The following is a 13,728-nucleotide window of genomic DNA, read 5'->3' on the forward strand; positions in this document are numbered from 1 at the left end:
GCCGCACTCCCGCGGCCCGGCACTCCTTCAAGCTACGAGCGGCCCCACCGGCCGTGTTGACCTCCGGCGCCCAGGGGTTGGCACCACAGCGCACAACCGGTCGGTGACGGAATCCGCGCGGGGTCACGGGCGCGAACGCGCGAGGACCAGGTGCGCGCGGTGCCGCCCGATCCGGTCACGCCAGGCGGCTCAGGGCCGCCGACACCAGGGTCTGGACACCTGGCACGAGCACGGAGAGGTCGGGGGCGAACAGGGGGCTGTGGTTGCCCGGTACGTTGCCGAACTTCTCGGCCAGGTCCCTGCCGGGGGCCGCCTCCCACACGTCGGCCGGAGTCGAGGTGACGTACCAGTAGTCGTACGGGACGCCGCCGGGCGCGAGGAGGGAGAAGTCCTCACTGCCCATCGCCGGTCCGAAGTCGAACACCGTCTCGGCTCCGAAGAGTTCGCGGTGCACGGCCGCGATCTGTCCGTCGAGTACGGCGTCGTTGACGGTGTTCGGGTAGCCGGGCCGTACCGTGACCTCGGGCGGCTCCGGGCAGCCGGCGGTCCGGCACTCGCCCACGACGATGCGGCGGACGGCGCCGAGGACCCGGTCGCGTACGTGCGCGTCCTGGGTGCGCAGGTTCAGGGAGAGCCGGGCGTCGGCGGGGATGATGTTGTGCTTCGTGCCGGCATGGAACCGCCCTACCGTCAGCACCACCGAGTGCGCCGCCGCGACCTCCCGTGACACCACCGTCTGGAGGCGAGTGACGATGTACGCGGCTGTCACGACCGGGTCGATCGTCGACTCGGGGCGTGAGCCGTGTCCGCCCACGCCGTGCACGACGACGTCGATGTCGTCGGAGGCCGACATGGTCAGGCCCGGCGTGTGCGGGTGGAACCCGGCGAGACCGGGCGCCACGTGCTGTCCGAGCAGCACGTCGGGGCGGGGGAAACGGGTGTGCAGTCCACCGGCGACCATGGCGGCCGCGCCGCCGCCGGACTCCTCGGCGGGCTGCCCGATGACGACCAGCGTGCCGGACCAGGCGTCGCGGGCGGCGGCCAGTGCCTCGGCGGCGCCGGCGAGCCAGGTGACGTGGAGGTCGTGGCCGCAGGCGTGCATGACTCCGTCGACGGTGGAGGCGTACTCCAGGCCGGTGGCTTCTTGGACCGGCAGCGCGTCCATGTCGCCCCGCAGCCAGACGACCGGGCCGTCGCCGTTGACGAGGACACCGACGACACCGGTGCCACCGACCCCTTCCGTCACGTCGTAGCCGGCCGCGCGCAGGCACGAGGCGAGCTTCGCCGCGGTGCGGTGCTCCTGGAAGGCGAGCTCGGGATGGCGGTGCAGGTCGCGGTAGAACTCCTCCAGTGCGGCGGGCTTCAGGACGGCGGTGATCCGCCGGGTGCGGTCGGCCACGGCGGTCGGCTCGTTCATGCTGCTGACTCCTTCATCCCGAGCGCCTTCTCGGGCGTCGTCTCGGGCGTCGTCTCGGGCGTCTTCCCGGGTGTCGGCTTCTGCTCGAACGCCGGCACGCTCGCCAGCAGACGGCGTGTGTAGGGGTGCCGCGGCGCGCGGTACACGTCCCGCACTGGTCCCTGCTCCACGATCTCCCCCTGACACAGGACCGCGACCTCGTCGCTGACGTGGCGGACGACGGCCAGGTCGTGGGAGATGAAGACCATCGTCAGAGCCAGCGAACGCCGCAGCTCCTCCAGGAGGTTGAGCACCTCGGCCTGGACGGAGGCGTCGAGCGCCGAAGTGATCTCGTCGGCGATCACCACCTCGGGTTCCACGGCCAGGGCGCGGGCGACCGCGATGCGCTGGCGCTGGCCGCCGGAGAACTCGTGCGGGTACCTGGCCGCGGCCGAGCCGTCCAGCGCGACGGTCTCCAGCCACCGCCCGACCGTCGCCGCGTGCTTCCGTGCGTCGGCCCGCACCGGGTCGACGGCCTCGGCGATGGCCTCGCCGACCGTCATGCGCGGGTTGAGCGAGGCGTACGGGTCCTGGGAGACGAGCTGGATCCGGCGGCGTACGGCGACGGGCTCTCTCCCCCGGAGACCCGTGAGGTCCTCTCCGCCGAGGGTGATGCGGCCGGTACGGACGGGGTGGATGCCCACGATCGCCTTGGCGATCGTCGACTTGCCCGATCCGGACTCGCCGACCAGGCCGAGCGTCTGCCCGGCCCTGACCCCGGTGGACACGCCGTGCAGCACCGTCCTGGCGCGCCGGCCGTGCCCGAAGGCGACGGTCAGGTCCTCGACGGCCAGCTTGTAGGGGGGCGTGGTCATGCGGGCTGCACCTCCTGGCGTACGGCGTGGCAGGCGACGGAGTCGGCCATCGGCGGGCGTTCGGTCCCGCAGAGGCCGTCGAGCACCACCGGGCAGCGGTCGGCGAAGGCGCAGCCGGCCGGGCGGTCGGCGGGTGCCGGCGGGCGGCCCGGGATCGTCGCGAGCGGTGCGCGCTCCACGACGGCGTCCGTACCCGCGCCCGTGGCGGTGGCCGTGTCCGTACCCGTATCCGTATCAGCGTCCTGAAGGCGTGGGCTCGCGGCCAGCAGGGCCTTGGTGTACGGATGCCTGGCGCGGCCCGCCCGCAGGTCGGCAGCGGACAGTTCCTCCACCACCCGGCCGGCGTACATCACCACGACCCGATGACAGACCGTGCCGATCACGCCGATGTCGTGGGAGATGAAGAGCATGCTCGTGCCACGGGTGCTGTTGATGTCCTTCAGGAGGTCGAGCACCTCGGCCTGGACGGTCACGTCGAGGGCGGTGGTCGGTTCGTCGGCGACGATCAGCCGTGGACCGGGCAGGATCGCGGCGGCGATCATCGCGCGCTGCCGCATGCCTCCGGACAGCTCGTGCGGGTACTGCTTCACGACCCTGGCCGGGTTCTCGATCCGCACCTGCTCCAGGGCCTCGACGGCACGCCCACGCGCTTCCCCTCCGCGCACTCCCTGGTGCACGCGGAGCGTCTCGGTCAGCTGACCGCCCACCTTCAGGGCCGGGTTGAAGGAGGCCGAGGGGTCCTGGAAGACGATGCCGATCTCGGTGGCCAGCCGCCGGGGGTCGATGGCGGAGCCGGTCAGGTCGAGGTCGTCCAGGGCCAGTTCCGCCGCGTGCGCGGACAGCCCCTCCGGCAGGAGCCGGGCCACGCTCATCGCCGTCAGCGACTTTCCGGAGCCGGACTCTCCCACGAGGCCCAGGATCTCGCCGGGCATGACGTGCAGGGAGACGTCGTCGACGAGCCGGGTGCCGTCCGGCAGGGCGACGACGAGGTTGTCCACCGTCACCAGGGCGTCCGCGGGCGCCCGGTGGGAGCGCGCGGAGACCTCGACGGCCGGACGACGCCTCGCCCTGGCCTTCGCACCGCCGGTACGAGGGTCGAGCGCCGTGGCGAGGCCGTCGCCGACGAAGCCCGCGAGGACGCCCGTGACGGTGATGGCGACCGCCGGGCCGATCGCCTCGGCGGGGTTGGTGTAGAGCGCCTCCAGGCCGGAGTTGAGCAGCGCCCCCCAGTCGTAGTCCGGCGACTGCACGCCGACGCCCAGGAACGACAGGCCGGACAGCGCGACGAGTACGTTCGCGAAGGCCACCGAGAGCAGCACGAGCAGCGGCCCGGAGATGTTGGGCAGCAGGTGGCGGGCGAGCAGACGGGAGGGCGGTACGCCCATCAGGCGGGCCTGGGTCACGAAGTCGCGCTGGGCGACCGAGGCCGCCATGTTGGCGGTGAGGCGCGCGAACGCGGGTGCGCCGCCCAGGCCGATCGCGAGGACCGAGGCGGTGGGGCCGGTCCCGAGGACCGTGGCGATCACCAGGGCCAGGATGAGCGCCGGGTAGGAGATCATCACGTCGATCAGCCGCAGGCCGAACTCACGTACGCGCCGGCCTGAGACCCAGACGACGGTGCCGAGCAGGCTGCCCGCGACGGCGGCGAGCGCGGTCGCGGCGAGCGTCATCTCCAGCGTGAGGCGGGTGGCGACCAGGGTCCTGGCCAGTACGTCGCGGCCGAGGGCGTCGGTGCCGAGCCAGTGTGCGCCGGACGGGTGCGCGCGGGCGGAGCCGCCGAGCGTGGTCGCCCGCTCCTCCCACAGGAAGGGGGCGACGATCCCGAGAAGGGCGATCAGGCCGAGGCCGGTGAGGGCCACGACGAGCGGGGCGTTCCACCGTACGCGTCGCATCAGTGGCCTCCCTTTCCGGCGAGGGTGCGCGGGTCGAGCAGCGCGAGGACGACGTCGACGAGCAGGTTGAGCAGGGCGGCGAGCAGGCCGAGGACCAGGACACAGCCCTGGATCACGGTGTGGTCGCGGACGAGGAGCGCCTCGACGACGCGCTGGCCGATGCCCGGCCAGGCGAAGACGGCCTCGACGACGACCGTGCCGCCGAGCAGGCCCGCGAGGATCAGCCCGCCGAGGGTGAGCGTGGCGGTCAGCAGGTTGGGCAGGGCGTGACGGGCGTACAGACGCAGCGGTGGCAGGCGGCGGCCCCGCGCGGTGCGCATGTAGTCCTGGGCGAGGACGTGGGCGGCCTCGCTGCGCACGATGCGGGCCATGACGCAGGTCCCGGGCAGGACGAGCGCGGCGATGGGGAGCACCATCGACGTCACCGTCTCGGCGCCCGCCGCCGGGAGCCAGCCCAGTCTGATCGCGAAGCCCAGGACGAGGAGCGTTCCGATGATGTACTCGGGTGTGGCGCCGACCAGGCCGGTGACGAAGGTGAACGCCCCGTCGGTGCGCCGGCTGCCGCGTGCGGCGACGGCGAGCCCGATCGGCACGGCGAGCAGCAGTACCGCCAGGACGGAGAGGAACGCGATCTCTGCGGTGAACGGCAGTCGGCTGCCGATGATCTCGGCGACCGGTTCCTTCGTCTGGAAGGAGGTGCCCAGGTCGCCGCGGAGCAGACCGCTCGCATACGTGCCGAACTGCGCCGACAGCGGTTGGTCGAGGCCCAGCTCGTGGCGGGCCCGCTCCACGTCGGCGGGTGTCGCGTCGGCGCCCGCGACCACCCGCGCCGGGTCGCCGGGGATGAGCTGCACCATCAGGAACGTGCCGACGACGAGCGTGATCGCGACGGCGGCGAGCCCGACGAGTCGCCGGAGGAGGAAGCCGCCCCAGGGGCCGAGCGCCGTCGTGCGCCCCGCCCCCGCGGCCGTCATTCCGGTCGGTGTCGTCGCCATCAGCCGGTGACCCGGAGCGTGGAGGCGGTCAGGGATCCGGCCGGCATCGCGAAGGACACGCCCTTGCGGGCGACGTAGTGCACGTCGACCGTGGCGAGCGGGATCACGTCGTCGGCCTTGAGCAGGGCCTCCTGCGCTTTCTGCCAGGCGGCGCACTTGGCGTTCCGGTCGGTGGTGGAGGTGGCCTCGACGTAGTACCGCGCGAACGCGGTGTTCTTCACCGCGCCGTAGTTCTTGCCGCCGTCGGCCGGTTCGGGTCCCAGGAAGTAGGCGCCGCCGCGCGCGAGGAGTCCGCTGATCAGCGGGAAGACGGTGACGTCCCAGTCGCCCTGGTTGGCGGTGACGTCGGTGGCCCAGGTGGCGTTGTCGGCGTTGGTGAGCTTCACCTCGGCGCCGGCGGTGCGCAGGGCCTCGGCGACGTAGGAGTTGCCGGCTCCGCCCGCGACCGCGTTGGACCCCTCCAGCTTGATCGACACTCCTGCGAGGGTCTTCTTCGCCGCGGCCGGGTCGGTCGCGGTCAGCAGGGAGGTGTCGGTGGAGACGCAGGCGGACGTGTCGTCCACGTACGACGTCATGGGCCGGCCGGCGCCGCCGAAGACCTTGTTGAAGGCGGTGGCGCTGACCGCCTGCGCGACCGCGTGGCGGATCTTCGGGTCGGCGCCCGGGTGCCCGGGGCGCTGGTTGAAGACGATGTGGTTCCGGATGAACGGGGCCGATCTGATCACGTAACCGGCGTCGCCGGTGAACCGCGTGACGTCCGTGCCGGTGATCGGGGCCAGGTCGAGGGCGCCGGTCCGCAACTGGTTGGCGAGGGTCGACTCGTTCCTCGCGATCTGGATCCGCAGCGTGTCGGCCGGCTTCCCCGCGGGCAGCGAGGCGAAGCGCGGATACGCCTCGAAGCCCTTGCGCAGCCTCAGTACGTACGAGGCGCCGCGCCGCGCCGTCGCCATCTCGTACGGGCCGGAAGCCGCGCCCTTGACGGCGCCCTGGGCGAGCGCGGCGGTGCCCGCGGCGAGACCGGCCTTGCAGATGATCCCGGCGCCGGTGCCGGCGAGGCCGCTGAGGACCTCGCCCCACGGGGTGGCGGTGGTGATGGAGACGGTGCCGGCCGCGTCGTCACCCGTGATCGTCGTCTTCTCGCCGGCGTTCGCGGCGCCGAAGGTGAGCAGGGCTCCGGCCGAGGTCGCCCGGTAGCGCCGCAGGGAGGCGACGACCTGCGAGGCGGTAAGGGAGGAGCCGTCGGAGCAGGTCAGGCCCTTCTTCAGGGTGAGGGTCGTCTTCGTGGGCGTGGACGTCCAGTTCTCGGCCAGACCGGCGACGAACACGCCGCCGTCGTCCTGGCCGATCAACGGCTGGTACAGCAGCGACGTCATCACGTAGTCCGTGCTGCCCGCGCCCTTCGCCGGATCGAACGACGTGACGTCGGAGGTGACACCGATCCTGACGGTGCCCCCGCTCATGGCGCCGCTCGACGAAGGGCCTGCTGTGGGGCCGGTGGTGCAGGCGGAGGCCAGGAGGGACGTGGCGGCGACCGTGACGGCGCCGGAGAGAAATCGCGAACGGTGCATGGAGGACTCCCCGGGACGGAGGACTGGGGGCGGGGGGCGGCGCTGCGGTGTGATGCGGCATACAGAACAGGCCACTTCCGGCACCGGCCCGAAATTGCAAGAATCCGCGGCTGGGAGGCACTCACATGCATGGATCCGCAGCATCTGTCGGCCCGGCCGCGGTCGACACCCCGTCCCGGGGAACACTCGATGAACTCGATCTCGCGCTCGTCAACGCCCTGCAGATGGCGCCGCGCGCCCCCTGGGCGCAGTTGGCGCGCCCGCTCGGCGTGGACGCGGCGACGCTCTCGCGGCGCTGGGCCCGGCTGCGTGCCTCCGGCGAGGCGTGGATCACCTGCCACGCGGCTCCCTCCCAGGTCGCGCACGGAGCCCTCGCCCTGATCGAGGTGTCGTGCGTGCCCCAGGCCCGGGAGGCCCTCGCCGACCGGCTCGCGCGACACCCGCAGGCGATGAGCGTGGAACTGGTGGCGGGATCGTGCGACCTGCTCCTGACGGTGGCCACGGCCACCAGGTCGTCGATGACCGCATACGTCCTCGCTCTCGGGCGCGACGCGGCGGTGACCGCCACCCGCACCCACCTGGTGCAGCACCTGTACCAGGACGGAAGCGAGTGGCGCATGGACTCGCTCTCGCGCGATCAGCGGCGCGACCTGGCGGAGGCCGAGGACAGTGCCGCCCGCACCGCCGCAGCGGTCCTCGCGCCCGAGGACCGCGCCCTGATGTTCGCCCTCGCGCAGGACGGCCGCCGCTCCATCGCCTCGATCGCCGCCGAACTGGACCGGCCCGAGTCGACGGTGCGGCGGCTGCTGCACTCCCTGCTGCACGGCGGCAGAGCGGTGCTGCGCGTCGACACCGCCCACGTGCACTCGGGCTGGCGCAGCTCGGCGACCGTCTGGATGTCCGTGGCGCCCGCCCAACTCGCTGCGGCGGGCGATGAGTTGAGTCGACTGAAAAGCACCCGTATGGCTGCGTCGGTGTCCTCCGAGGCCAACCTGCTGAGCGTCGTGTGGCTGCACGCCCTGGACGACCTCGCCCGCTACGAGGCCCAGGCCGCCACCAGGATCGCCTCCGTGCGCGTCCTCAACCGCGCCGTGAACCTGCGCTGGATCAAGCGCATGGGGCGCCTGCTCGCCGACGACGGCCGCAGCACGGGCTTCGTTCCCATCGACCTGTGGGCCCCGGTCGCCTGAATCACGCCCGCCCGAGCGTGCTGCGGTTTCCCGCACGGCGCCCCCGGCCATGGCGGATCCGTGCAATCCGCGGGGCGGGCGGGACCGGTCCATGAGGCTGACACCACCGGCAGACGGCCCACCGGCCGGCCTCAGCCCACGACCGAGAGGGACGCCCATGTCCAGCCACACGCCCGCCGGCGACGGCCTTGTCCACCTCAGCGCCACCGAGGCCATCCGGCTCTTCTCCCGCCGCGAGGTGTCCCCGGTCGAGCTGATGCGAGCGGTCGTCGAACGCGCCGAGAAGGTCGAACCGCGGATCAACGCCTTCAGCGAGCGCCTCTTCGACGAGGCCCTGGAGCAGGCCAGGCACGCCGAGGACCGCTACCTCGGCAAGAACGGCCTGACGCCCCGCCCGCTGGAGGGCATCCCGGTCGCGGCGAAGGAGAAGCACGCCATCCTGGGCCGCACCCTGACGGAGGGCTCCCTCGTCCACGAAGGCCGGATCGCGGCCGAGAACGCTCCCGTGATCGACCGCGTCCTCGACGCTGGCGGCATCATCCACGCCCGCACCACCACCCCCGAGTTCTCCCTCTCCACCTACACCCACTCCCGCCTGTGGGGCGTCACCCGCAACCCGTGGAACCTCGACTTCACCCCCGGCGGCTCGTCCGGCGGCGCCGGCGCCGCCCTCGCCGCCGGGACGACCCTGCTCGCCTCCGCCTCCGACATCGGCGGCTCCACCCGCATCCCGGCCGCGTTCACCGGAACGGTCGGCTTCAAGGCGCCCTACGGCCGCAATCCCGGGCTCGGCGTGCTCACCGCCGACCACTACCGCGGTGACGGCCCGATGGCCCGCACGGTGGACGACACCCTCGCCTTCCAGAACGTCCTGGCCGGCCCCGACCCCCGCGACCACACCTCGATCCGCCCCAAGCTGACGCTGCCCACCGCGTACGAGGACGTCAGCGGCATGCGGATCGCCCTGTGCGTACGGCTGGGCGAGTACGACGTCCACCCTGAGGTCGAGGCCAACACCCGCGCGTCCGCCCGGGCCCTCTCCGACGCCGGCGCGCACGTGGAGGAGATCACCCTCCCCTGGACCCGTGCCGAGCTGCTCACCTCGCTCGCCGGCCACTTCTCGACCATCTTCGGCGCCCTCGTCATCGAGGCCGCCGAGCGCCGTCGCGACCTGCTGAGCCCGTACGCGGTCGCCTTCGCCGACGCCATGACGTACGCCCGCACCCGGGTGAGTTACCTCGACTCCCTGCGCGCCGAGCACCGGCTGCAACGGGGGCTCGCCACCGCCATGGCCGGATTCGACGCCATGCTCTGCCCCACCACCGCCATCCCCGGCTGGCACGCGGGCGACGACCTCGCGGGCGAGAAGGTCGTGGTGCACGGCGAGGAGGTGGCCGACACGCTGTGGTCCGCCATGACGAGCCCCTTCAACATCAACAACCGCTGCCCCGTCCTCAACGTCCCCTCCGGCATGTCGAGCTGGGGACTGCCCACCGGTCTCCAGATCGTCGGCCACCCCTACGACGACCCGGCCGTCTTCCGCGTCGGCAAGGCCCTGGAGACCCTGCGCCCCTGGTCGTACGCGCAGATCGAGGACCGGCTGGCGTAGGGCCTCTCGCTCGGATCAGGCCCCCACCTCCACCAGCCCTCGCACGAAAGGCAGTTCCCGTGAGCACCACCCAAGCCGATCCGCTCTGGCCGACGTACGACCAGCCGGGCGACCTGAAGACCATCGAGTCCCTCGCACTGGAGGACCGCGGCCTGCCGGGTTCCACCTACGACGTTCTGGCCCGCGCCGCCGCACTGTGGCCCGACCGGCCGGCTCTCACCGTGCTGCCCGGCGCGGAGCAGTGGACGCACGGCGAGACCGTGGACTTCGCCCGGCTGCGCGACGACGTCCACCGCATCGCGAACCTGTTCCACCAGCACGGTGTCCGCCGCACCACCGCCGTGGGCCTGCTGACCCCCAACACCGGCCTGCTGCCCGCCACGCTCCTGGCCGCCCAGCTCGCGGGCATCGCCGCACCGGTCAACCCCTCCCTCGCCGCCGAGCACGCCGAGCGCCTGCTGGAGCTGGGCGGGGCGAGGATCCTGGTCGCGGCCGGACCCGAACTCGACCCGGACGCCTGGCGGACGGCCCGCACCGTGGCGGCGTCGCTCCACTGCGCGGCGCTCTTCGCGCTGCGCCCCGTCGGCGCGCCCGGTGCCGCGCCCGCCCTGGAGCCGGTCGAGGGGGTGGAGGTCGCCTATCTGCACGTCGCGGCCGCCGTCCAGTCGGCGGAGCTCGGCCCCGGAGTGGTGCCCCCGAAAGCCGGTGACCTGGCCGCGTACTTCCACACCGGCGGTACCACCGGCGCCCCCAAGCTGGCCGCGCACACCCACGCCAACGAGGTGACCGACGCCTGGATGATCGCGGCCAACAGCCTGCTGGACTCCGATTCCGTACTCTTCGCGGCGCTGCCGCTGTTCCACGTCAACGCCCTGGTCGTCACCCTCCTCGCACCGCTGCTGCGCGGTCAGCGCAGCGTGTGGGCCGGTCCCCTCGGCTACCGCGATCCGGCGTTGTCCAAGGCCATCTGGAAGATCGTCGAGCACTTCCGGATCGCCACCCTGTCCGCCGTTCCGACCGTCTACGCCGGGCTCGCCCGGGTGCCGGTCGACGCGGACATCACCTCGCTGCGCTTCGCGATCGTCGGGGCGTCCCCTCTGCCGCCGGCGGTACGCGCGGCGTTCGAGGACCACACCGGCGTCCCCCTGTGCCAGGGGTACGGACTGACCGAGGCCACCTGCGGCAGCGCCCGGAGCTTCCTGCGCGGACACCAGCGGCCCGAGGCGGCCGGTCAGCGCATGCCCTACCAGCGGGTGAAGACGGTACGGATCGACAGCGACGGCCGGTGGCACGACCTCCCGCAGGGAGAACCCGGCGTCCTCGCCATCAGCGGCCCCACCGTCTTCCCCGGCTACGTCGTCGGCCACGACGCCGACGGACCGCTCCTGGACACCCTCGGCAGCGTGCGCGACGGCTGGCTCAACACCGGTGACCTCGCACGCGTGGACGCCGACGGCTTCATCCGCCTGCTCGGCCGCGCGAAGGACCTGATCATCCGCGGCGGCCACAACATCGACCCCGCCGTCATCGAGGACGCGCTCCTCGCCCACCCGGCCGTCACCGGCGCGAGCGCCGTCGGCCGCCCCGACCCGCACTCCGGCGAAGTCCCGGTCGCCTACGTCACCCTGGCCCCCACCGCGACCGCCACCGGCGCCGACGAACTGATCGCGTTCGCCGCACGACACGTACCCGAGCGAGCCGCCGCCCCGAAGGACGTCACCATCCTGACGGCGCTGCCCCTGACCGACATCGGCAAGCCCTCCAAGGTACCCCTGCGCCTCGATGCCACCCGGCGCGCCTTCTCCAGCGCCCTGGCCTCCATCGGCATCGCCTGCTCCGACCGGCAGATCCGCTGCGACCTGACCGACGGCCGCCCGGTGGTGTCCCTCCCGTCGGTCTCCGACCCCGCCCTACGCCGCCGGATCACCACCCAGCTCGCCCCGTACGGCGTGGACTGGACGTTCACCGACGCCGACGGTCGCTGAGAGGGGCCTGCCGCGTCCCGGAGGCAGCTCGAGGGGTTCGACGCGGCCGACGGTCACGGGTCCTGTCGACTCGATCATTCCTGCGACGACGCCCGGCGCCGACTCCGGGCGCCGGGCATCAGGTCTGATCCGTGGCCAACGGGGAGAGCGGACGCTCGAAGAAGGTCTCCAGGACCACCGTCGCCTGCGTTCCGCTGACCCCCTCGATGGCGTAGATCCGCCGCAGCACGTCCTGCAGTTGCTCGGTGGTCTCGGTCCTGACCTTCACAAGCACCGAGGCGCTGCCGGCGATGACGTGCGCCTCCAGGATCTCGGGGAGCGCGGCGAAGTCCTGCGCCGAATCACCCATCCAGGACGTCGAGTCGACCATCACGTAGGCCAGGACGGCGCTGCCCACGGCGGCCGGGTCCACGTCGACGGCGGTACGCCGGATGACGCCGCGCTCCCGCAGCTTCCGCACCCGCTCGTGGGCGGCACCGGCGGACAGGCCGACGGCCTGACCCAGCGCGGCGTAGGGCTGTGTGGCGTCCTGCTGGAGCTGCGCCAGCAGTGCGCGGTCGATGTGATCCACAACTCTCCATTCAGAACCGGCTAGCCAGGACAGTATCCCATCTTGCAACATGCGCTTAAGGTCGATTCACATTCGGCATGTGAGGGGTTTCGTGAGGAGTGGACTTCATGAGCGGCGACCGCCCGGGGCTGTACGAGATGCTCGACGACCGGTTCCGTACCGGGAGGTGCATGAACGGCGACGAGGCACTGGAGGTCCTGTACACCGGCTGTCGTTGGGCCGAGGGGCCGATCTACGTGCCCGCCTGGCGCCAGGTGGTCTGGAGCGACATCCCCAACGACCGGATGCTGCGGTGGGACGAGGAGACCGGCACCGTCAGCGTCTTCCGCCGCTCGGCCGGACACACCAACGGCAACACCCTCGACCGCGAGGGCCGGCTGATCACCTGTGAGCAGGGCAACCGCCGGGTGACCCGGACCGAACACGACGGCACCGTCACCGTGCTGGCCGACCGGTGGCAGGGCAAGCGCCTGAACAGCCCGAACGACGCGGCCGTGAAGTCCGACGGTTCCATCTGGTTCTCCGACCCCGACTTCGGCATCACCAGCGACTACGAGGGGTACCGCGCGCAGAGCGAGATCGGAGCGAACAACGTCTACCGGATCGATCCGACGACGGGGGAAGTGCGGCTGGTCGCGGACTGCTTCGGCGCGCCGAACGGGCTGGTCTTCTCGCCCGACGAGCGGCAGCTGTTCGTCTCCGACACCCGCGCGGGCTTCATCCGGGTCTTCGACGTACGCGACGACGGCACCTTGTCCGAGGGCAAGGTCTTCGCCGAGGCCGGAGTCCGCGGGAAGGCTCGCTTCGACAACCTCCGTTTCGACGACGGGGGCCGGCTCTGGGCGGCCGCGATGGACGACGGCGTGCACTGCTACGACCCCGACGGCACCCTGATCGGCCGCCTGAACGTCCCTGAGGCGGTCGCCAACATCTCCTGGGGCGGCGCAAAGCGCAACCGCCTCTTCATCACGGCGGAGACCAGCCTGTACTCGGTGGTCATGGGCGTCACCGGCACGCACCCGACCGGACCGGGACGACAGCCGTGGCTGGCCGGCCCGGTGTCCGGCGATCCGGCTGGTGTGCTCCGATGACGGAGACACGACAGCGGCGCGACGTGGGCCCTCCTGACGGCGGCTCCGACGAGAAGTCGACCTTGCTCGCGTTCCTGAACTACGTCCGCGACGCAGTGGCGGCGAAGGCGCGGGGCCTCGACGACGGGAAGGGACGCACACCCGGCGTGGCCTCGGGGACCAGTGTCCTCGGTCTGGTCAAGCACCTCACGGCGGCGGAGGTCTACTGGTTCTCCTGGGCCTACGAGGGTGCCGACATCGAGCATCCGGACCTCGGCATGGCCCTTTCCGAGGAGGACACCGCGGACGGTCTCCTCGCCGCCTATCGCGGTGCCGTGGAACGGTCCAACGAGATCATCGAGCGCTGTGACGACCTGAGCCTCCCCTGTGCTCGAGCGGCCGGCAGAGCGGCCGTCGTGCGATCGATGCGGTGGGTGCTCGTCCACATGATCGAGGAGACGGCTCGCCACGCGGGCCACGCCGACATCCTCCGTGAGCAGGCCGACGGTTCCACCGGCAGGTAGAGGGCATGTGACCCGCGGTCATCGGCATACCGCGGGTCACATGCCCGTCCCCT

The 13,728-nt window shown here is 72.2% G+C and carries 11 protein-coding genes; 5 read left to right on the forward strand and 6 right to left on the reverse strand.

Annotated elements, in window-relative coordinates; all coding sequences use genetic code 11:
- Nucleotides 1-175: 175 nt before the first annotated feature.
- From IO20_RS0130640 to IO20_RS0130660, 5 genes are read right to left on the reverse strand one after another with little or no spacing between them, the layout of a single operon-like run.
- Complete coding sequence (locus tag IO20_RS0130640; protein ID WP_030555872.1) at nt 176-1,417, reverse strand: amidohydrolase; 1,242 nt, start codon at nt 1,415-1,417, stop codon at nt 176-178.
- The gene (locus tag IO20_RS0130645) at nt 1,414-2,271 is read right to left on the reverse strand and encodes an ATP-binding cassette domain-containing protein (RefSeq protein ID WP_063761453.1); all 858 of its coding nucleotides are present in this window, start codon (nt 2,269-2,271) and stop codon (nt 1,414-1,416) included. The genes IO20_RS0130640 and IO20_RS0130645 overlap by 4 nt, the downstream gene beginning before the upstream one ends.
- Nucleotides 2,268-4,163: a dipeptide/oligopeptide/nickel ABC transporter permease/ATP-binding protein gene (locus tag IO20_RS0130650; RefSeq protein WP_030555876.1), complete on the reverse strand. Its 1,896-nt coding sequence runs from the start codon at nt 4,161-4,163 to the stop codon at nt 2,268-2,270. The genes IO20_RS0130645 and IO20_RS0130650 overlap by 4 nt, the downstream gene beginning before the upstream one ends.
- Nucleotides 4,163-5,158, reverse strand: a complete 996-nt coding sequence (locus IO20_RS0130655; protein ID WP_211270445.1) for an ABC transporter permease — start codon at nt 5,156-5,158, stop codon at nt 4,163-4,165. The genes IO20_RS0130650 and IO20_RS0130655 overlap by 1 nt, the downstream gene beginning before the upstream one ends.
- The gene (locus tag IO20_RS0130660) at nt 5,158-6,726 is read right to left on the reverse strand and encodes an ABC transporter substrate-binding protein (protein ID WP_030555880.1); all 1,569 of its coding nucleotides are present in this window, start codon (nt 6,724-6,726) and stop codon (nt 5,158-5,160) included. Before IO20_RS0130660 ends, IO20_RS0130655 begins: the two co-directional genes overlap by 1 nt.
- Before the next feature lie 125 nt (nt 6,727-6,851).
- On the opposite strand from IO20_RS0130660, the gene IO20_RS40465 reads away from it, so the two are divergent.
- From IO20_RS40465 to IO20_RS0130675, 3 genes are all read left to right on the forward strand, one after another.
- Nucleotides 6,852-7,916 carry an Lrp/AsnC family transcriptional regulator gene (locus IO20_RS40465; RefSeq protein WP_051874938.1) on the forward strand — a complete coding sequence of 355 codons (1,065 nt, stop codon included), beginning with the start codon at nt 6,852-6,854 and terminating at the stop codon, nt 7,914-7,916.
- A gap of 157 nt (nt 7,917-8,073) precedes the next feature.
- Nucleotides 8,074-9,525 carry an amidase gene (locus tag IO20_RS0130670; RefSeq protein ID WP_030555884.1) on the forward strand — a complete coding sequence of 484 codons (1,452 nt, stop codon included), beginning with the start codon at nt 8,074-8,076 and terminating at the stop codon, nt 9,523-9,525.
- 59 nt (nt 9,526-9,584) lie between these two features.
- Nucleotides 9,585-11,510: an acyl-CoA synthetase gene (locus IO20_RS0130675; RefSeq protein WP_030555886.1), complete on the forward strand. Its 1,926-nt coding sequence runs from the start codon at nt 9,585-9,587 to the stop codon at nt 11,508-11,510.
- 118 nt (nt 11,511-11,628) lie between these two features.
- Here IO20_RS0130675 and IO20_RS0130680 read toward each other — a convergent pair whose 3' ends face one another.
- Nucleotides 11,629-12,081, reverse strand: coding sequence for an Lrp/AsnC family transcriptional regulator (locus IO20_RS0130680; RefSeq protein WP_030555888.1), 453 nt, complete (start codon nt 12,079-12,081; stop codon nt 11,629-11,631).
- 107 nt (nt 12,082-12,188) lie between these two features.
- On the opposite strand from IO20_RS0130680, the gene IO20_RS0130685 reads away from it, so the two are divergent.
- A complete protein-coding gene (locus IO20_RS0130685) occupies nt 12,189-13,172 on the forward strand; it encodes an SMP-30/gluconolactonase/LRE family protein (RefSeq protein WP_051874940.1) in 984 nt (327 codons plus the stop codon).
- Nucleotides 13,169-13,675, forward strand: coding sequence for a DinB family protein (locus tag IO20_RS0130690; protein WP_030555891.1), 507 nt, complete (start codon nt 13,169-13,171; stop codon nt 13,673-13,675). Before IO20_RS0130685 ends, IO20_RS0130690 begins: the two co-directional genes overlap by 4 nt.
- Nucleotides 13,676-13,728: the final 53 nt, after the last annotated feature.

Origin of the sequence: Streptomyces exfoliatus (assembly GCF_000725545.1) — a bacterium.
GTDB lineage: Bacteria > Actinomycetota > Actinomycetes > Streptomycetales > Streptomycetaceae > Streptomyces > Streptomyces exfoliatus.

Excerpts from the sequence above, each read along its gene's own strand:
- IO20_RS0130640 (WP_030555872.1), bottom strand. The coding sequence starts at position 1,417 with ATGAACGAGCCGACCGCCGTGGCCGACCGCACCCGGCGGATCACCGCC.
- IO20_RS0130685 (WP_051874940.1), top strand. The coding sequence starts at position 12,189 with ATGAGCGGCGACCGCCCGGGGCTGTACGAGATGCTCGACGACCGGTTC.
- IO20_RS0130690 (WP_030555891.1), top strand. The coding sequence starts at position 13,169 with ATGACGGAGACACGACAGCGGCGCGACGTGGGCCCTCCTGACGGCGGC.
- IO20_RS0130650 (WP_030555876.1), bottom strand. The coding sequence starts at position 4,163 with ATGCGACGCGTACGGTGGAACGCCCCGCTCGTCGTGGCCCTCACCGGC.
- IO20_RS0130660 (WP_030555880.1), bottom strand. The coding sequence starts at position 6,726 with ATGCACCGTTCGCGATTTCTCTCCGGCGCCGTCACGGTCGCCGCCACG.
- IO20_RS0130670 (WP_030555884.1), top strand. The coding sequence starts at position 8,074 with ATGTCCAGCCACACGCCCGCCGGCGACGGCCTTGTCCACCTCAGCGCC.
- IO20_RS40465 (WP_051874938.1), top strand. The coding sequence starts at position 6,852 with ATGCATGGATCCGCAGCATCTGTCGGCCCGGCCGCGGTCGACACCCCG.
- IO20_RS0130655 (WP_211270445.1), bottom strand. The coding sequence starts at position 5,158 with ATGGCGACGACACCGACCGGAATGACGGCCGCGGGGGCGGGGCGCACG.
- IO20_RS0130645 (WP_063761453.1), bottom strand. The coding sequence starts at position 2,271 with ATGACCACGCCCCCCTACAAGCTGGCCGTCGAGGACCTGACCGTCGCC.